The sequence below is a fragment of the Shewanella sp. NIFS-20-20 genome (genome assembly GCF_019209865.1).
Taxonomy (GTDB): Bacteria; Pseudomonadota; Gammaproteobacteria; order Enterobacterales; family Shewanellaceae; genus Shewanella.
Genome location: NZ_JAHUTT010000033.1, coordinates 23,324 through 42,123 on the forward strand (window position 1 = coordinate 23,324; position 18,800 = coordinate 42,123).

The following is an 18,800-nucleotide window of genomic DNA, read 5'->3' on the forward strand; positions in this document are numbered from 1 at the left end:
TATAAAAAAAATGGTTCAGAATTACTTCTGAACCACTCTAGCTTTTATGGCTTAAACTAAGCTGAACATTCGCTTAGGGATTAGCGAGTACCATAAACAACAATGGTTTTACCGTGCGCTTGAATTAAGCTCTGCTCTTCTAGCATTTTCAAGATACGCCCAACGGTCTCACGAGAACAACCAACGATTTGGCCGATTTCTTGACGAGTGATCTTGATTTGCATGCCATCAGGATGGGTCATAGCGTCTGGCTGCTTAGCCAAATGCAGTAATGTTTGAGCAATACGACCGGCCACATCTAAGAAGGCTAAGTTGCCGACTTTTTGGCTGGTGCTTTGCAGGCGATAGGCCATTTGCGATGCAAGTTTCATCAGAATTTCAGGGTTTACTTGGATCAATTGCTTGAATTTCTTGTAAGAAATTTCAGCAATTTCGCACGCTTGTTTGGCGCGAACCCAGGCAGTACGTTCGGCTTGTTCTTCAAACAGGCCTAACTCACCGATGAAATCACCCTGATTCAGATAAGACAGGATCATTTCTTTTCCTTCTTCATCTTTAATCAATACAGCGACAGAACCTTTAACTATGTAATATAAAGTGTCTGAGTCTTCACCTGCATGGATCAGAGTGCTTTTGGCTGGGTACTTGTGGATGTGACAGTGTGATAAAAACCACTCCAAGGTTGGATCTGGTTTTGGCTTACCAATCAGCGCCATGCCTATGTTCCTCGATTGATTAAAACGAAAATAAGAATATGCTAAATAAGTCTTTACCGTCAACGCAAGTGCTCAACATTTTGCTTAAATAACAGGTTAAAGCAAAAGGAAAAGCGATGCGCAGATCCGAAGACCATATTATCTAGGCGCTATTCTGCTACTTTAGTAATACATGTCAACTGTCGGCAGAGTAAAGCTTCCCGAAATAGATGAACTCTGCAAACCAAGTCACATCTTGCTATAAAATGAAGCATATTTTACTCCATTTAATCGGGCTGACCGATGAATGCACTAAGATTATCGTCCTATTTTAGTGTAAAAGTCACAATAAAGCTTAAAGGCACCCTTGTTTATGAACTTTTATTTGGTTTGAATGGTCGAAATTACTAGCGTTAGGGTCATTTTGTCTTAGTTGCCGTCGCCAATGTGACATTCAAGCCAATAACTGGCAGAATCAAAAGGTGACGGTGTTAGCATTTATTCTTGGAGGTTAGTTTGCAGATAAAGCCTTGGTTTATCTCTGTGTTTTTCGTTGGCTCCCTGACGGTGGCGGCATCCGTATCTGCCTTTTCTATCCCCCAACCTCAAGCTGAGAACGCGGCGACTAAGGTGGCATTTATTCAGCTCAATGCTAAAAATGGCGATGCCGAAGCGCAATTCTTATTAGGATTAATGTCCATTTCGGGACGTTTTGTCCACATCGATAAACAGCAAGGCATCGAGTGGTTACAACGGGCGGCAGCCCAAAACCACCCTAAAGCCTTGCAAGCGTTGGCTGATTTATATTATGAAGGCAGTTTAGTGCCACGAGATCTGGTGCAAGCACTCAACGCATATCAGCAATTGGTGGAGCAAGGCAATCCTCTGGCGCGTTTTCGTATTGGTTTAATCTATGCCGCCGGCGGTGAAGGCGTTACTCGCGATTGTCGCCGCGCCGTTGATGAATTTAGTCAGGTGGGAGATGCGGTGTCGCTGGGCAATGTGGTGTGGATATTATCGACTTGCCCTGAAGCTGAGCATCGAGATGGCGCGCGGGCGTTAGCCTTGGGATTAGAATTACTTAAATCTAATCAAGGGGACCCGTCAATCTTAGATAATCTGGCGGCGGCTTATGCCGAAATGGGCGATTTTGGTGCCGCGGTGAAAATTCAGCAACAGGCCATTGATGCCCTCGAGCAAAATCCGCAGATGCAAACCCATGCCCCTGAATTTCGACTCCGCTTAATTTCGTATCTCAATCGTCAGGCTCATCGCGAAGCGTTACCTCTTAAATAACCCTTGCCGCCGATTGGCTTGGCCCGATCTTATCAGCTCAACAGCCTACTAGCGCGGGGCTTTGTTGGGCTTATTTTTTTATGGGTTGCGCTTGATGTGTCTTGGGGGTGAGTCTGGAGCTATTTTTTGCGAAGGCTTGTCATGATTGATGTGGCTGCGTTAGCAAACCAAATTGAGGGCGCGCGTCTGAAGCTTAAGGGCAAACAGATCAAGATGGGGGAATCCACCCTTAAGATCCAGACGGCTATTACTGACTTACATCAGCAATCACTCGATACTAGCTGAGCTCTCTGAAACAAATCTTAAGTTGCATCTGTCATTTCGCTGCGCCGCACTGCTTAAGCTCGGCGCTGGCCATGGACGTTATTCGGCCACGGGATTGAGTAATTGTTTGCGGGTTTCGTATAGGTCACGAATGAGTGGCATTAAAATTAATTCCATCGCTAATGACATCTTACCGCCCGGGACCACCATGGTATCGACCCGCGACATAAATGCGCCTTGGATCATGCTCAGGTACTTTGGAAAGTCGACCGTGCCAATGCCGTGAAAACGGATCACCACAAAGCTTTCATCGAGGCTGGGAATTTCTTTAGCACTAAAGGGGTTGGAAGTATCGACCGTAGGGACTCGCTGAAAATTGATATGAGTGCGTGAGAATTGGGGGGTAATGTGATTGATATAATCGTCCATGCTGCGGACGATGGAGTTCATGACTTTTTCATGACTATGGCCACGCTCTGAGGTGTCTCGTACGATTTTTTGGATCCACTCAAGGTTAATAATGGGCACCATGCCGATCAATAAATCCACGTGTTGCGCAATATTAATGTCATCGGTGACGACCCCGCCATGCAAGCCTTCGTAATATAACATGTCAGTGTTGGCTTCAAGCGGTTGCCATTGAGTGAACGTACCGGGCATTTGGTTATAAGGCACGGCTTCATCAAAAGTGTGCAAATAGCGACGAGTTTCGCCTTGGCCGGTGAGGCCATATTGCTTAAAGCATTGCTCTAATTTGGCAAAGTCGTTGGCTTCATGACCAAAGTAACTGATGTTGTGATTGTCTTTTTGTGCCTTGCGGATTAACACTTCCATTTCTGCCCGGGTGTAGTGATGAAAACTATCCCCTTCTAAACATGCCGCATTGATCCCTAATTGCCTAAATATATGATTAAAGGCCGTAGTCGTGGTCGTGGTGCCCGCACCGGATGAACCGGTGACAGCGATAATGGGGTGTTTAGCAGACATGAACGAGCCTAATGTTATCTTTCTGATTAATAAATGTTATACCCGTCATTCATTGGTCGGTCAAACTTGGCTGCGGTCGGTACTGACACAATTTTCGGCTGAACGAATCGCAATGCTTTCTTCAGCTTCACTGTATTCGACCACCAGCTCTTGGCGCTGCAGGGCGAGATGGCAGCGACTGATGGCTTGGGTCAGCGCGTGTTCGTTGAGCTCACTAAACCCCCCGTCTTCAATATGGGCAAACAGATATTCTTTAATCAGGTTATTGAGGGTGTCCGTGGGCAGTTGTTGCAATGATTCATAGGGAATGAGCATGATTAACCTTGGCTTATGGTAGAAAAGAAAGGATACGTTTTTCTAAATAAAAGGTGGGCTTCCATGGCGTGCCGCCATTAATAAATCCAACATGGCCACCGTGAGGATGCAGTTCATATTGTACGTGTTTCGACAGCTGGGTGTTAGTTGGGATCACCGCCGCAGTCATAAAGGGATCGTCTTGGGCGTGCACAATTAAGGTGGGGGTGGTGATGGTGTCTAAAAAACCGATGCCACTGGCGCGCTGATAATAATCATCAGCACTGGCAAATCCATGCAAAGGCGCTGTGACTTGATGGTCAAACTGATAAAAATTAGTCAGCGTTTGCACTTGTTTGATAGTCATCGCTAAGGCATGTTGGCTAATTTTTTGTTGCGTTTTATGACGCAAGCGCTTGAGCAAGTGCGCTTGATAGACCCGAGAAAATCCGCGCTGCAGTCGCTGGGCGCAGGCGGCTAAGTGTAAGGGGGCTGACACCACCACCGCCCGCGTAATTTGGCTATCACGGCCTGCTTCACCTAAGTATTTAGCGAGCATATTGCCGCCAAGAGAATAGCCGCAGGCATAAAGATTGGTCGAGCGGCTTTGTTGGCGAATATGTGCCAGTGTGTGGCGTAAGTCATAGGTGTCACCACTGTGGTAACTCCTAGCTAAGCGATTGGGCTCGCCAGAACAGCTACGATGGTGATGAACCACTGCGCACCGTCCGAGTCGTTGGCATTGATGCAGCACGCGCTTGATATAGTGTGATTGGCTATTGCCCTCAAGCCCATGCAATAACAGCAAGACACCTTGATGACGGCGATCATAGTTGAGCCAATCAAGATCAATAAAGTCACCATCGGCTAACTCAAGGCGTTGTCGCATGAGGCTCAGGCTGGCAGGGGCGGCGAGCAGAGGCAACATGGTTTGAATATGGGGACTCTTGGCCCACCACGGGGGCGTAAAATTCATGCTCATTGTTATTCCAATTAGCTTAGTTATTCCAATTAGCTTAGTTATCGCAATTCGCTTAGCTATCGCAACATTACCGGCCGGGGGCGGTTCAGTGCAAGGCCGGCCTGGTTGTGGCGAAGAGAGCTGCTTGCGTCATATTGAGACTCGTCGTTAATCTCGGTAGGACCCTCGGCCGTGTTAATCCCAATGATTAGGCTTTATCCCACTGAATGCTGCACTACTATGCCTTCATTTTTTTGGCTTGTCTAAAGCGGGCTGAGCCTTGGTGAACGGATCAGTGGTCGATGCCAAGATGGCTTGGTTGTGAATAAGTGTTGAGCCACTTGTTTAAAATTAAAACATATGTTTAATTGTGGGTTAACATTCTGGGGCGTTTAGGGATGTGCTTCATTATCACAACCTGATAATTCGCACAGAGGAGAGTCATCGCGACCTCGGCCGACTTAAGTACCCGCGTGAAGTTTGCATGAAAGGAGCTAGGATGCAACGTCGAACTTTTATTACCGGAGTCGCGCTCGCCACGGTTGCCACCGGCATTGGCGTCAGTAGTTATTTGGCGTCTCCGGATATGCCTAACGATGGTCGGCAATACGATGTGGTATGGCAAACCTTTATGCCCATGGTGCTCGAGGGGGCCTTACCTAAGATGCCAGAACCGCGTGATCAAGCCATTAATCGTACACTGGCCGCCATACATGGCACGATTGCCGTGCTGCCAGCGTCGCAACAGGCTGAATTAGACCAGCTGCTGTGGGCGCTCAATAATCGCTTAAGTTTGTTATTGTTGACGGGCTCAATTACCCCTCTCATGATGCGCACTCCTAGCGAACTGCTGGATGTGTTTGAGTCTTGGCGCCAAGGTACTATGGATATTCAGATGCTGGCCTACTTAGGGCTCAAGGAAGTGATCTTCAGTAGTTATTATGCCTTGCCCGAGCATTGGTCTGCTTTGGGCTATCAAAAACCTCAGTGGTTTGTTAACCCGCTCAAGGAGTCGTAAATGAGCATAGTCGATCCCATTCAGGCGGGGTTAGCCGCGGGCTGGTCGCATACCGATGGTAGCCAATTAACCGATAATATCCGCCTTGAAGCCGATGTCATTATCATTGGCTCTGGTGCCGGTGGCGGCACCGCCGCTGAAATTTTAGCAAAACGCGGTTTGTCAGTGATAGTGGTGGAAGGCGGGCCGTTAAAGTCGTCGCAAGATTTTGATATGGAAGAGCGCTTGGCGTATCCCAATCTCTATCAGCAAGCCGCGGCGATGAAGACCAAGGATAAAGCGATTGGTATTTTTCAAGGGCGCAGTGTCGGTGGCTCTACCACAGTGAATTGGACCACGTCCATTCGTACCCCGAATGAAACCTTGGCCTACTGGCAAGCGGATAAGGGGGTTGATTTGAGCGCCGAGACGTTGCAGCCTTGGTTCGAGCAAATGGAGCAGCGGCTGAATATTAGTCAGTGGCCGGTGCCCCCCAACCCCAACAATGCCGTGCTGCAGCGAGGGTGCGAGCAATTAGGTTGGCAATACACCCATATTAAACGCAATGTCCTTGGCTGTTGGAACAGTGGCTATTGCGGTATGGGTTGCCCTGTCAATGCGAAACAGTCGATGTTAGTGACCACTATCCCGGCCGCGCTGGATTTAGGTGCGAGCCTATTGAGTCGGGTAAAAGCAGTAGAGTTGGTGTTTACTAACGACAAGGTCACTGCCATTAAGGCGCAGGCGCTAAACCAACAGCTTAACCCTACGGGGGTCGAGGTGGAGCTGATTGGGCGCCACTTTATTTTGAGCGCCGGCTCAATTCACACCCCGCACCTGCTGATGCGCTCTAAGGTACCCGATCCTTATGAGCTGCTAGGCAAGCGAATATTCTTGCATCCGACCTTGCTCAGTGGCGCCGTGTTTGATGAAAATATTAAGGCCCACAGTGGCGCGCCCCAATCGATATACTCGGATGAGTTTGTCTGGCGTGATGGTGCGGCTGGTGAACTTGGCTACAAGCTTGAAGTCCCGCCAGTACACCCGGTATTGATCTCATCAAAAACCATCGGCTATGGCCGCAGTCATGCACAATTAATGTCAAAGTTTAACCAATTACAGGTCACGATAGCCTTAGTGCGCGACGGGTTTAACGCGCAAAGCTCGGGGGGCGAGTTACAGTTAACCGATGATGGATTCGCCTTGGATTACCCACTGACCCCAGCATTTTGGCGGGCGGCGCGCCAAGCTTTTTTAAGCATGGCAGAGCTGCAGTTTGCTGCGGGAGCAAAGCAGGTATTACCTATCAATGATGGCATGGATTATTTAACGTCTTGGTCGCAGGCTAAGCAAAGCATCAATGACATGCCGCTGGCGCCGCTGCGCACTGTGGTGGCCTCAGCTCACGTGATGGGGGGTTGTGCTTTCGGCGAAGATCCCCGCATGGCCATGGTTAACTCCTATGGTCGCAGTCATTATTTCGAAAACTTATCTGTGATGGATGGCTCGGTCTTTCCCACCAGTCTTGGGGCTAACCCGCAATTGAGCATTTATGGTATTACCGCCAGAAATGCTAACCATTTAGCCGATGAGTTAGTCCCTGCGTAATCATTGCCGCCTTGGCTAACGGGATTTAGCATCAGTTACGCGCTGTGTTAAAGCCCGTTACCCCATAGAGGCGAGGCTGCCGATGATAATCGCTGGGGGCTAAAGCCAAATATCGATGGTTGGCAGGCGTCGATTGGCTTGCTGGCGGCGCTCGTAAAACGCCCGTAAGCGCACTGGCGCAAAGCGGCGATCTTCAAGGTATCGCTGATCTTGAATATAGGTATTACCGATTAATATCGTGTTGTGTATTCTCCGTCCTTGGCGATAGGGGGTTATTCTGGCCACAGTAAGTTTCCTGACGGTTAATGGTCTCTTTGTTGGCTGATGATCGCGTCGACTTGAATCAACTTAGCTATACGACCGAGTGACGGCAAGTTTTGTTGCTGTTCCTGATCATTTGCCGAGATGCAGCCATCGCTGACCACATGCACTTTAAAATCGCGATCATGGGCTTCTCGACTCGTAGTTTGAATGGTCATTTGGGTCGACACACCCGCTAAATAGAGGTCACTGACGCCTGCGACTCGCAGTAATAACTCTAAATTGGTTTGATAAAAAGCGCTGACTCTGTGTTTGCAAATTATGGATTCGCCAAGCACTGGCGCGACTTTGGGATGAAACTCGCAGCCCCAGCTTGAGAGCTTTAAGGCACCATGAGTGGCTGCATTGGCAAACAGCGGCGAGTGGCCACTGACTTCATGATAATCATCACTAAAGCCAACGCGAACATGAATGATGGTCCACTGATGTTCACGGGCAAAATGCAGTAAATTAGCCACTTTATTGAGGGTTTGGTGTTGTTGTTCGAATTGGCAAAACGCCGCTGACATTTTGCCATTAGGATCGACCATTTCATTGATTAAATCGATAACAACTAGCCCAGGATGGCGAGAGTTCGACATTGGCCTGCTCCAACAAAAAGGATGCATAAAGCTTAGTCGAGATCCCGCCAATAGGTATGGTGGCTCGGTCTAAGTTAATTTGGCGTTAATCGGGCTTAAATACGCCAATCATGTTGCCATTGGCTTGCTGGGTAACTTGAGGGTCGGTTTGTTGCTCTTGATAATCACATTCGGTGCATTCGACGGTTTCGATGCCATTTTGCTTGTATAACAAAATGCTATCTTGCGCTTGACACTTTGGGCACCGGGCTCCAGCAACAAAGCGTTTTTTTATTTTTGTCATGTATTATCCCTAATTAGCTTATTTGCTGGAGCCATTGTGCGAGCACAAGCCAACATAGTCAATTTAACTCACTTGCGGTAAACTCTGCCTCCACTTAAGTCGTCAAAGCGGTTGACCCAGTTACATGATCACAGTATCTCAAGCACAACTTATTCGAGGCAGTAAAGTGTTGCTCGATGAGGCTAACCTCACCATCTATCCTGGCCATAAAATTGGATTAGTCGGCGCTAATGGCACTGGCAAAACCTCATTGTTGGCATTGCTGAGTGGCAAAATTAGCCTAGATAAAGGCGAGGTGCGGGTGCCGCAACAGTGGGCGATGGCGCAAGTGGCCCAAGAAACCCCCGCCTTAGATATCCCCGCCCTTGAATACGTGCTCGATGGTGATGGAGAATTTCGCGAATTAGAGGCGCAATTAGCCGCTGCAGAAGCGGCCAACCAGGGCACACGGATCGCCGAACTTCATGGCAAGATTGATGCCATTGGTGGTTATAGCATTCGTGCTCGTGCTGGCAGTTTGTTGGCGGGCTTGGGCTTTAAAGAATCTGAACAGGCGCAACCGGTGAAATCATTTTCCGGTGGCTGGCGGATGCGTTTGAACTTGGCGCAAGCCTTATTATGCCGCTCGGACTTATTGCTGCTGGACGAACCCACCAACCACTTGGACTTAGATACCATGTATTGGTTGGAAAATTGGATTAAGGCCTACCAAGGTACCTTAGTCTTAATTAGCCATGACCGTGATTTTATTGATGAAATTGTCGATGAAATTGTTCATGTTGAGCACCAGAAACTCAATTTCTACAAGGGTAACTACACGGCGTTTGAGCGTATTCGGGCCGAGCGAATGGCGCAACAACAAGTGGCCTTTGAGCGTCAACAAAAAGAGCGTGCGCATATGCAGTCGTTTGTTGACCGCTTCCGGTATAAAGCCAGTAAAGCCAAGCAGGCGCAAAGTCGTTTAAAAGCCTTGGAGCGGATGGCTGAGCTGCTGCCATCCAAAGCTGACAGCCCATTTTATATGAGCTTTCGTGAGCCTGATGCGCTGCCAAACCCGTTAGTGGTGATGGAGCAGGTCAGCATCGGTTATGGCGACACCCCAATTTTAAGCAAGGTGCATTTAAATTTAGTCCCGGGTTCGCGCATTGGCTTACTTGGCCGCAATGGTGCCGGTAAGTCGACACTGATTAAATTATTGTCAGAACAATTGCCGCCAATGAGTGGCCTGTATGAGCCTAACCCAGGGCTTAAAATTGGATATTTTGCCCAGCATCAAATCGAGTTTTTATCGTTAGACGACTCGCCTTTGCAGCATTTAGTTCGCTTAGCCCCATTAGCTCGAGAGCAAGAGTTACGGGATTTTCTCGGTGGTTTCGGCTTCTTTGGCGATATGGCTCTCGCCCCGGTTCGTCCTTTTTCTGGGGGTGAAAAAGCGCGCTTAGTATTGGCCTTATTGGTGTGGCAGCGACCTAATTTATTGTTACTCGATGAGCCAACCAACCACTTAGATTTAGAAATGCGCCATGCCTTAACCATGGCTTTGCAAGATTTTAGTGGCGCCATGGTAGTGGTATCGCATGACCGTCATTTATTGCGATTAACCTGCAGTGATTATTACTTAGTCGACAATGGCCAAGTGGGCGTGTTTGATGGCGATTTAGAGGATTATCATCAGTGGCTGTTAGATGCCAATAAACCGGTAATCGAGACCGAGGTCGTCGGCGATAAGGCTTTGGTTGATAAAAAGCAACAAAAGCGCTTAGAGGCTGAACTAAGGCAAAAGTTGTCGCCTTACAAGAAACAGCAAGCCAAGCTTGAGCAGTCACAAACTAAGATGCAACAGCGTTTGGCTGAAATAGAGGCACTTCTGACCGATCTCAGCTTATATGAAGAAGGCAATAAGGGGCGGTTGACGCAAGTGCTTAACGAGCGTAATCAATTAACCCAAGACCTTGATGAAAGTGAGATGGAATGGTTAGAGTTACAAGAAAGTATCGATGAGCTCGAGCAAGCCAGCGTGCTCTGAAGTAGATCACAGGATGATAGCTATGCATTCGACCAAGTTTAACCAAACGTTATGGCAACGGTGCGACACACTCTATGAAAAATTGCAGCCGCTGTGCCTTGAGTTGCAAGATCAGCACGGGGTGTGCGTTAACTTGTTGCTGTTGGCCTATTACCTCGATGAGCGGGCGATGGGGTTTAATTTGCAGCAATGGCAGCAATTGCATCAGCAGGTAAGCCAATGGGAAGAGAAGCTATTATTGCCTTATCGTCGCTTGCGTCGCTTGGGCAAGTCCCACCTGAGTGAAGATGAATACCAACAAATGTTGGGATTGGAGTTACGTTTAGAACGTCAATCTCAGCGGCGAATTTTGTCACAGATTAACGAGATGAATGAGCTCAATGTGGGCGGAAACCTCGGCTTGTATTTGAGTCTTTTTAACCTGAATCAGAGCCAGTTTAGTCAGCTTAACATCACGGTTGCCGCCTAATATTATCGCCCCTTCACTGAAGGGGCGATGTCTCTGGTGTGAGCACGACTAGCGCCTTGTGCGGGGCTAGAGTCCGCGCAATTGAATGCGTCTTAAGAACTCAGTGATCACTCGGTCATATAATAAATCCCCGAGAAATAAGTCTTCCACCTTGTTGTCTATGCTGGGGTTATCGTTAACCTCAATCACATACGCTTTGCCATCACGCTCCTTCACATCAACGCCATAAAGGCCAGAGCCAATTAAGTTAGCCGCTTTAAGTGCTGCGTCTATCACCGGCTTAGGCGCTTGTTTAATATCGACGCAATCAAAATTACCGGATGAGACTTTTCCGCTTTGGTGGTGCTGATAAATCTGCCAATGACCGCGGCTCATAAAATAGCGACACACAAAGATAGGTTGCCGATTGAGAATACCTACACGCCAATCAAAGTCGGTGGGGAGAAACTCTTGTGCCAAGATCAGCGCGCTTTGCTCACCAATGCGTTGGCATTGCTGGTAGAGTTCTTCTGAGGTTTTTACCTTAGTGACACCCACTGAAAATGCGCCGTCGGGGATTTTTAGCACCATAGGGAACCCTATGGTTTGTTCCGCATGAGCGATGGAGCTTGGGGATTTAGCGCGAATGATAGCGCTGAGCGGCATGGGCACCTTGTGTTGATTGAGTAATTCAGTCAAAAACACTTTATTGGTGCATTTCATGATGGACTCAGGGTCGTCCATGACGACGAGACCTAAATTCTCGGCCGCCTTAGCAAAGCGATAAGTAAAATTGCCGATATTGGTGGTGGCGCGGATAAATAAACCATCAAACTCACCGAGGCGCGAGATATCTTGAGGGCCGATGATTTCCATGCTCATGCCCAAGCGATTGGCCGCTTTGATAAATCGCTTGATTGCCTGTTGATCCGAGGGCGGGAATTTTTCTTCGGAATCGACCAATACTGCCACATCGTAACGGTACTTACGGCTCTGCGATTTGCTGCGCCACACCTTATTGGAAAATTGTTCGAGAGATTCGGCAAAGAAGGTTTGCTCAGCATCATTGAGATCTTGAAAGGAAAAACTATTGAGGCGATTGAGTTGCCAGCGACCATCGACTTTGGTGAGTCTGACATCGAGGACTGGCACCATAAATTTTTCGAATAGCTGACGGGCGACTTTTTCAAAGCCAGGCAATTGGGTTTTGCCAAAGAATATTTTAGCGATGATCTCAGTGTGAGCACTAAAGTGCTTGTCGAGTTCTTGTTGACGAAAGGTCATCAGCATCGGTTGGGTCAAATCATTGATGGTCATCACTCGCGGCATGATCCTATGCCCGCGAGCTTCAGCCAGTAACGAACAATAATAGCCATTACTCATATATTGGTAGCTGCGACACAGGTTCAGTACCGACGTCGCCTTGTGTTGTAAGCTCGCGCCCGATTCTAAGTATTGTTCAACGGTCATCACTTGATCAGAGTGAAAATAATCCTGCCATTGCCTGTCATCGTCAATAACCACAATAATATTTGCCATAGTGACTGACCCTCCTGTGGTACTTTTGTCACATTTCAGATTTAATATCCCAACGCCCTCTTTGAGCATTTAATATGGATATTCGCTTTGCTACTGTTGAAGACTTACCCGCCTTGCTGCAACTTGAGCAGCAAGTGTTTGTTACTGATCTAATTAGCGCACGACAAATGAAGCGATTTATCAGCGCCAGCCATAGTTTGTTATTGGTCGCTTATGCCGATAACCAACTTGCAGGCTATGCATTATTGCTGTTTCATCGAGGTACCCAATTAAGCCGTATCTATTCCATTGCCATCAGTCCTAATTTTCAAGGGCGAGGCTATGCCAAAGCCTTATTGGCCAAGGTGGAGCACGAAGCCATCGATCGCGGTTACATTACGATAAGACTCGAGGTTAGGGAAGATAATTTAACGGCGTTAACTCTTTATCAAAACTTAGGTTATAAGCCGCTCAAAACCTTAGTGCATTATTATGATGATTTGGCCAGTGGTATTCGGATGCAAAAGCGGTTGGGAGCGCCAGAACCCAAACAATTACTGACCTTGCCTTTGTATGTTCAAACCACGCCATTCACCTGTGGGGCGGCCTGTTTGTTAATGGCATTTTCCTATTTGCGACCAGCGTTTCAACCCAACCGGAATGAAGAGATCCAGTTGTGGCGAGAAGCGACCACCATTTATATGGCGGCAGGGCATGGAGGTTGCAGTGGTCGCGGTTTAGCTTTGGCGGCTCATCAACGCGGTTTTCAGGTGCAATTATTTAGCCGAGCCGATGGCATTCCCTTTATTGATAGTGTGCGGGCACCAGAGAAAAAAGAGGTGATTACCTTAGTGCACGATAATTTCCAGCGACAACTGCTCGAGGCGAATGTGCCTATTGAGGCCACGGTGCCGAGTGTGGCAATGCTCGAAGCCTGGTTGGCTGAAGGGGCTTGCGTGTTGTTATTGATAAGCACTTATCGTTTTAATGGCAATAAAGAGCCGCACTGGATTATCTTGTCGGGAATGAGTGAGCTTTTTTTTTATTTTCATGATCCCGAGGTCGCTCATGCCGACGCCAGTGTCGGCTCGAGTTATGTGCCAATCAATAAGTCTGCCATTAACCAGATCATGGGATTTGGCAAACAAAAGCATGTGTCCTGTGTGGTTATCAGGGCTTGAGCCCTTGGTCGGTTATCGACAGCGGCGGATTATTCTCTCATTTCCCACACTAACCAAGCTGGTAATTGTTGTTGGGTCGCTAAGGCCATAGCCTTAGTTTGGTGCTGTGTGGCCAACTGCGGTTGCTTGTTCGCTGCGTAAGCCAAACTTAATTGATGATGCCACTGCGCTCGATGGCGGCACTCAGAACAGGGGGTGTTGGTCAGCAATTGAATGGCGAGAGCTGGCTGCTGGGTTTTGTTATAACCGGTGGCGAGACCAATTAACACCTCGGCGAGCGAGGCTGGCATTTGGCTGCTGACCTGCTGAACAATGGCGTCAATCTTATCGGTTTGCTGACTATGAAACACATATTTGGCAAAGCGATAGGCTTGTAACCAGCCAATGTTAAATCCGGCCCACTGGGTTTGCTGGTGTGAAAAGTGCGCCAGTACCTGTGAGTAATCGCCAAGGGCAATGAGATCAGGGACATCGCTGCCATGATTAGGGGCGAGTATTTGCAGCCCAGCTAATAGGGCTGGCAGCGACATACTGTAATGATCTTCTTCGGGGAAGTGGTGAAACGTCAGTGGCCATTGTGGTTTGGCTTGAGTCAAGGCTTGGTATAGCGCCTCAACCCCCATGTCTTGTTCGTTGGCGACACTTAAAAATAGCGGCGGTAATGGGGCAGGGGCCTTGGCCACCCAAGACAGGATTTTGGCATTGATGCCTGCATTGTCATACCAAGCACTTGGACTCATGGCTAAAAAGGCACTGAACGGCGTGTTATCTGCCATCATGGCTTGCAAGGTGAACAATCCCCCCATCGAATAGCCTGCTAAGGCATTAGCGCCACGAGTGCGATAGTGCATATCGATATAAGGGACTAACTCTTGATGTAAATGCCGAATAAGCAGATCGGCACCGCCAAACTCAGGACCCTCTAGTTGTGAGGGCCAGCTGGTGGTATAGAGAAAATCCTTGGGGCCTTGATTGGCTACGCCCACCACTATCATTGGCGGCAATTTTCCCATCCTAGCTTGGCTTCGAGCTAATGCTGCGGCATGGGTAAAATGAAAATCTGCATCGATAACATACAGCACGGGATAGGATTGCTGTTGGCCAAAATAGGATTCAGGCAAGGAAACGTAATAGCGCCGCGGCTCATCAAAAATCGTCGATTGAATCGAGTATAAATTGCCAAGAGACTGAGGTAGTGCGTCAGAGGGGGGCGCGATGGGTTTCTGTGAGGCGGCGGCACTGGCAAGCAATGAGCTCATGATGATTGACAGCAATAGCAACAAAGGTATCTTCGTTTTCCAATCCATAATGTCCTCGAGTGTTATTGGTTTTATCGGGAAACATAGCTGGTATAGCGCGTAGTTAATCCCACTCTACCGTGATGGCTAGCGATGATTCAAGTCAAGCTCGTGGCGACTCAGTGCTTAAGTGGACTAACTGGCTGGTCTGCATTGGCGGCCAGCTCGTTGGGAGCTGCATCAATAGTCAGTGCCCGGCACTGATAGGGAGCCATTATTGGTGTGGGGATATGCGCCGCGTTAAAATCGGAATGAAGCCTGCACCCCCACAAATGTACCCTGCTTGATGTCGGGCTTGATCACCGGCGATAAAATATATTGATCAGTGAGGTATGCACCAATGGCAGAGCCTAAGGCATGGCTAGTTGCATCCAGTAAAGCTTCTTCGATGGAGTTTTCATTACGACTATATTGATTTAACTCAGCCAAAGTGCCAATAAGCGCACTGACCCCAAAACCGACCCAAGCGCGGTTGTACTGGGGCCAATAATGATCCGATAAGGCCACGACCGCTCCCGCCATAACAGCCCCACCAGCGACATGGCTTATCTCACTATTAAAGCTCGAGTTTCCCTTTGCCATCGTCATAAATGGTAAGCACAAAGCTAAAAACAACACGTATTTCATGTGACAACCTACTGCTGAAGGACTGATAGCTCAGTGTAGTCGTTGCCAGCAAAATAGGAGGGAATTATTGCTACTTGTATGTTAGATAAAAAGGGGCAATGATTTGCTTAGTGTAGGGACTCGGCAGTTATCATCTGGAAAGCGATAATCGGGGGGGCTAGTCGATGGACTGAAATCGAATAGATTTCAAATTTAATAACAGTGAGAATAGTGAACTAACGGCACATGAACCAAGGCGTTTGCCTAATCAAAATAAAACTTTAGCGTAGCGTTGCTTGTGTTAAATGTTGTGGTGATGCTGTTATTTATATGGTGAATTATTGGCTGTCTAATTTAGATTTTAATATATCAGGATGCAAATCTTTAAGTCATAAGATTGTAAATAATAGCGCCCTAGGTATACTCATTCCTACTATATTGCCTGCAATCTAACCACAAGAATCAATTGTCGATGCGATTAATTACCGTTAAACAGTTAGCCCAACACTGTCTATTACTTTTACTATTAAGCGGCGTGATATCGCCTAGCATGGCTCGGGATCTGGCTGAGATCAAAGCGGAAGGGGTATTACGGCACGTAGGCATACCTTATGCCAATTTTGTGATGCAATTTAGCGAAGGTAATCAGGTAATTAATAGCGGATTTGATATCGAGTTAATGCAAGGTTTTGCCAAGTCTATTGACGTGCGTTACGAATTCGTACCTGCTAATTGGTACAATGCCTTCGGTCAATTGACCGGACAACAGGCGTTGTTTATTGATAGCAAGGTGCAACTTGGCAACAAGGTTGATGTCACTGGCGATGTGATGGCTCATGGGGTTACTATTTTCGATTGGCGAAAGCAGTTAATTGATTTTTCTGATGATTATTTTCCATCGGCCGTTTGGCTCGTGGCAAAAATAGATTCAGATCTTATGCCTATCACCCCCTCAGGTAATATTCTGGATGACATTAATCAGGTAAAATTTATGCTGGATTCTCGTCAGGTCCTCGCCATGAAGCAATCCTGCCTCGATCCGGATCTTTACGGCTTATACCAAACTAACGCCAACATCATTTTACCGACCAAGCAACTGCAATTGAATGAAATGGTGCCAGCGATGCTCAATGATGAAGCGGAGTCGACGCTACTCGATTTAGCCGACTCGCTGATTGCGCTGCAAAAATGGCCGAACCAAATCAAGGTGATAGGCCCTATTTCTGAAGAGCAACGTATGGCTGTTGGTTTTAGAAAAACCTCGCCTCATTTACGTCAAGAATTTAATCGTTATCTCGAAAAAATTCGCCAAGATGGTACTTATATGAAGTTGGTGAAAAAGTATTATCCTAGCGTGTTTAATTATTACCAAGATTATTTTTTATCTGTCACTGAATCTACCCATAATGAAAATTAAAAATTGGCTTAATAGCCGCACGGCTATTGTAGGTGCCGGCTTACTTCTGTCTGCCTATTTATTACTGATCTTGACAGTGGCTAATTTAGGTCAAAGCAAGTTGCAGGCATCTCAGACTAATATGTTGCAACTAAAAATAAATAACTATGCTAATAATCTTAGTTTTTTCTTTGATGCCAATATGGCGAGCTTATCTCATTTTGCCAACAATAGGTCTGTTAATACTTATTTCTCCAATTTGGCCGCAGGGATGTCGCTTCAATATGGTTTAGGTTCCAGTTTATATGAATTGAATAAATCTCTATGCCAATTTATTGAAAGTAATAAAGTGGAGTCGTTACCCACCTTTACTCGACTGACCATTGTTGGGCTTGGCGGCACCATGATCAGTGACACTAAGGCAGAGCAAGCCTTTGATTTAGATGAGGTTAACCTAAAGGGTGCCGCGACTAAGCCACACCGCATTGTGGTATCTTCTCATCAGAATTTACCCGAAATCCAACTGATCCATACGATTTACCATCAAGATAAAGCCGTCGCCATATTAGTTGCTAAGATAAATAATGAGGTATTAGTTCATCAATTATCTATGCAGGAACATCCAGGCTTTGGTAGCTTGCTGAAACTAGTGACCCCTAAGGGTAACTTATTAGTATGGGATTCATTAAAGCATCAAGAACACCTTGGAATAATAGATACTAATGTCAGAGACAATCAATTAACTGATCATATTTATTTCGAGGATGTCGTTAGCCGAACGCCATTTAAGCTAGTGAGTTGGTTTGCTCCATTAAACGAGCAAGATGTATTTACTTCAGCGTGGTTTATTGTGGCTATTTCGTTATTAGCCCTACCAGTGTTATATGGGTTAACCATGCTGATGCGAATTAATAACGCCAATATTATTTTGCAAACTGAAATTGAGGTTTCCGCCGATCAACAAATTAAATTATCCGAGAAAAATGCGCGTTTGAGTGATGAGGTCGCTAAGCGCAAAGAGTCAGAAAAAATGCTAGCGTATCAAGCAACACATGATGAATTGACCGGCTTAGCGAACCGTAGCTATAGCACTCAGCAATTAAGTGATGCGATTCAACGCGCCGAACGTAATGGTCACCAAGTCTTAGTGATATTTTTAGACTTGGACAATTTTAAGCAAATTAATGACACCGTCGGTCATCATGCCGGTGATGAGTTATTGCAACAAACCAGCGAAAGGCTCAAACGGGTGGTTCGTAACAGCGATACCGTGGCGCGCTTTGGTGGGGATGAGTTTGTGGTCATGCTGCCTGAGTTACCCAGCCAAGAAGTGGCTAGGATCATGGCCATGTCGATTTTATCTTTGTTTGAAAAGCCCTTTGTCATTGATGCTCAAGAGTTCTTTGTCTCCACCAGTATTGGTATGTCGATTTACCCTCAAGACGGAAGCGATGTGTCGCATTTGCTCAAAAAGGCCGATACCGCCTTGTATCGAGTGAAAGAAGCCGGTCGTAATGGCTTTAGTTTTTTTGATGAAAGCATGAATAACGATGTGCAACGTAAGCTGGCGCTCAATGTTCGTTTACATCAAGCGCTGCACCTCAACGATTTTGAAGTGCATTATCAACCCATTCTCGATTTAACCACGGGCAAAATCATTGGCGCTGAAGCCTTGTTACGTTGGTATGACGATGAGCTGGGGGCGGTGTCGCCAGAAGAGTTTATTCCGTTGGCGGAGAAAAATGGTCTTATTCACCGTTTAGGCGAATTTGTCCTCGATAAAGCCTGTCATCAGGCTGCGCAATGGCAGACGATTTGTCCATTAAAAATCGCGGTTAATATGTCCAGCGTGCAATTTAGGTATTGCGAGCAGCTGCAGGCTAAAATTATTCGGGTGCTCACCAGTTCAGGGTGGCGTTGTTGATCAAATGGTTCACGTAACGTACTGATCTAATGACACTTACTCTAATTACTCAACTCGGTAACTAACAGGCATACCTAGTCTTATGACTTTGTTCATTGCCTTGACGTTAGCTAACA

The 18,800-nt window shown here is 47.0% G+C and carries 19 protein-coding genes; 9 read left to right on the forward strand and 10 right to left on the reverse strand.

Annotated elements, in window-relative coordinates; genetic code table 11:
* Positions 1-80 precede the first annotated feature (80 nt).
* Positions 81-716 (reverse strand): cAMP-activated global transcriptional regulator CRP, encoded by a 636-nt coding sequence (gene crp / locus KU855_RS11535; protein WP_140931035.1) that lies wholly within the window; start codon positions 714-716, stop codon positions 81-83.
* Between the two features lie 495 nt (positions 717-1,211).
* On the opposite strand from crp, the gene KU855_RS11540 reads away from it, so the two are divergent.
* On the forward strand, positions 1,212-1,991 hold the full coding sequence (locus KU855_RS11540) for a tetratricopeptide repeat protein (RefSeq protein ID WP_218530438.1): 780 nt from the start codon (positions 1,212-1,214) through the stop codon (positions 1,989-1,991).
* A 126-nt stretch (positions 1,992-2,117) separates the two neighbouring features.
* Positions 2,118-2,276 carry a hypothetical protein gene (locus KU855_RS11545; RefSeq protein WP_218530439.1) on the forward strand — a complete coding sequence of 53 codons (159 nt, stop codon included), beginning with the start codon at positions 2,118-2,120 and terminating at the stop codon, positions 2,274-2,276.
* Positions 2,277-2,354: 78 nt separating this feature from the next.
* Here the strand turns inward: KU855_RS11545 and KU855_RS11550 are convergent, their stop codons facing one another.
* From KU855_RS11550 to KU855_RS11560, 3 genes are read right to left on the reverse strand one after another with little or no spacing between them, the layout of a single operon-like run.
* Positions 2,355-3,242, reverse strand: a complete 888-nt coding sequence (locus KU855_RS11550) for a phosphoribulokinase (protein WP_218530440.1) — start codon at positions 3,240-3,242, stop codon at positions 2,355-2,357.
* A gap of 60 nt (positions 3,243-3,302) precedes the next feature.
* On the reverse strand, positions 3,303-3,557 hold the full coding sequence (locus KU855_RS11555; RefSeq protein ID WP_218530441.1) for a YheU family protein: 255 nt from the start codon (positions 3,555-3,557) through the stop codon (positions 3,303-3,305).
* A gap of 13 nt (positions 3,558-3,570) precedes the next feature.
* Complete coding sequence (locus KU855_RS11560) at positions 3,571-4,518, reverse strand: hydrolase (protein ID WP_218530442.1); 948 nt, start codon at positions 4,516-4,518, stop codon at positions 3,571-3,573.
* Between the two features lie 478 nt (positions 4,519-4,996).
* Between KU855_RS11560 and KU855_RS11565 the strand changes: the two genes are divergently transcribed.
* Together KU855_RS11565 and KU855_RS11570 are read left to right on the forward strand one after the other, a co-directional pair.
* Positions 4,997-5,515, forward strand: a complete 519-nt coding sequence (locus KU855_RS11565) for a TAT leader-containing periplasmic protein (RefSeq protein ID WP_218530443.1) — start codon at positions 4,997-4,999, stop codon at positions 5,513-5,515.
* Positions 5,516-7,102, forward strand: a complete 1,587-nt coding sequence (locus KU855_RS11570) for a GMC family oxidoreductase (protein ID WP_218530444.1) — start codon at positions 5,516-5,518, stop codon at positions 7,100-7,102.
* 99 nt (positions 7,103-7,201) lie between these two features.
* On the opposite strand, the gene KU855_RS11575 is transcribed toward KU855_RS11570, so the two are convergent.
* The 3 genes from KU855_RS11575 to KU855_RS11585 all read right to left on the reverse strand — a co-directional run bounded on the left by KU855_RS11575 (position 7,202) and on the right by KU855_RS11585 (position 8,287).
* Positions 7,202-7,387 (reverse strand): hypothetical protein, encoded by a 186-nt coding sequence (locus KU855_RS11575; RefSeq protein ID WP_218530445.1) that lies wholly within the window; start codon positions 7,385-7,387, stop codon positions 7,202-7,204.
* Positions 7,388-7,404: 17 nt separating this feature from the next.
* Positions 7,405-8,004: a cysteine hydrolase family protein gene (locus tag KU855_RS11580; RefSeq protein ID WP_218530446.1), complete on the reverse strand. Its 600-nt coding sequence runs from the start codon at positions 8,002-8,004 to the stop codon at positions 7,405-7,407.
* Positions 8,005-8,089: 85 nt separating this feature from the next.
* Positions 8,090-8,287, reverse strand: coding sequence for a YheV family putative zinc ribbon protein (locus tag KU855_RS11585; protein WP_218530447.1), 198 nt, complete (start codon positions 8,285-8,287; stop codon positions 8,090-8,092).
* Between the two features lie 124 nt (positions 8,288-8,411).
* Here KU855_RS11585 and KU855_RS11590 point away from each other — a divergent pair, with 124 nt between their 5' ends.
* Together KU855_RS11590 and KU855_RS11595 are read left to right on the forward strand one after the other, a co-directional pair.
* Positions 8,412-10,313, forward strand: a complete 1,902-nt coding sequence (locus KU855_RS11590; RefSeq protein WP_218530448.1) for an ABC transporter ATP-binding protein — start codon at positions 8,412-8,414, stop codon at positions 10,311-10,313.
* Between the two features lie 22 nt (positions 10,314-10,335).
* Complete coding sequence (locus tag KU855_RS11595) at positions 10,336-10,782, forward strand: TIGR02444 family protein (protein ID WP_218530449.1); 447 nt, start codon at positions 10,336-10,338, stop codon at positions 10,780-10,782.
* 66 nt (positions 10,783-10,848) lie between these two features.
* Here KU855_RS11595 and KU855_RS11600 read toward each other — a convergent pair whose 3' ends face one another.
* Positions 10,849-12,300 carry a RimK family protein gene (locus tag KU855_RS11600; protein ID WP_218530450.1) on the reverse strand — a complete coding sequence of 484 codons (1,452 nt, stop codon included), beginning with the start codon at positions 12,298-12,300 and terminating at the stop codon, positions 10,849-10,851.
* A gap of 74 nt (positions 12,301-12,374) precedes the next feature.
* Between KU855_RS11600 and KU855_RS11605 the strand changes: the two genes are divergently transcribed.
* Positions 12,375-13,460 (forward strand): GNAT family N-acetyltransferase/peptidase C39 family protein, encoded by a 1,086-nt coding sequence (locus tag KU855_RS11605; protein ID WP_218530451.1) that lies wholly within the window; start codon positions 12,375-12,377, stop codon positions 13,458-13,460.
* 29 nt (positions 13,461-13,489) lie between these two features.
* Here the strand turns inward: KU855_RS11605 and KU855_RS11610 are convergent, their stop codons facing one another.
* Both KU855_RS11610 and KU855_RS11615 read right to left on the reverse strand, forming a co-directional pair.
* Positions 13,490-14,767, reverse strand: a complete 1,278-nt coding sequence (locus tag KU855_RS11610) for an alpha/beta hydrolase (protein ID WP_218530452.1) — start codon at positions 14,765-14,767, stop codon at positions 13,490-13,492.
* Positions 14,768-14,998: 231 nt separating this feature from the next.
* Positions 14,999-15,385: a hypothetical protein gene (locus tag KU855_RS11615; RefSeq protein ID WP_218530453.1), complete on the reverse strand. Its 387-nt coding sequence runs from the start codon at positions 15,383-15,385 to the stop codon at positions 14,999-15,001.
* 451 nt (positions 15,386-15,836) lie between these two features.
* Between KU855_RS11615 and KU855_RS11620 the strand changes: the two genes are divergently transcribed.
* Both KU855_RS11620 and KU855_RS11625 read left to right on the forward strand, forming a co-directional pair.
* Positions 15,837-16,781, forward strand: coding sequence for a transporter substrate-binding domain-containing protein (locus KU855_RS11620; protein WP_218530454.1), 945 nt, complete (start codon positions 15,837-15,839; stop codon positions 16,779-16,781).
* The gene (locus tag KU855_RS11625; protein ID WP_218530455.1) at positions 16,771-18,684 is read left to right on the forward strand and encodes a bifunctional diguanylate cyclase/phosphodiesterase; all 1,914 of its coding nucleotides are present in this window, start codon (positions 16,771-16,773) and stop codon (positions 18,682-18,684) included. The genes KU855_RS11620 and KU855_RS11625 overlap by 11 nt, the downstream gene beginning before the upstream one ends.
* Positions 18,685-18,800: the final 116 nt, after the last annotated feature.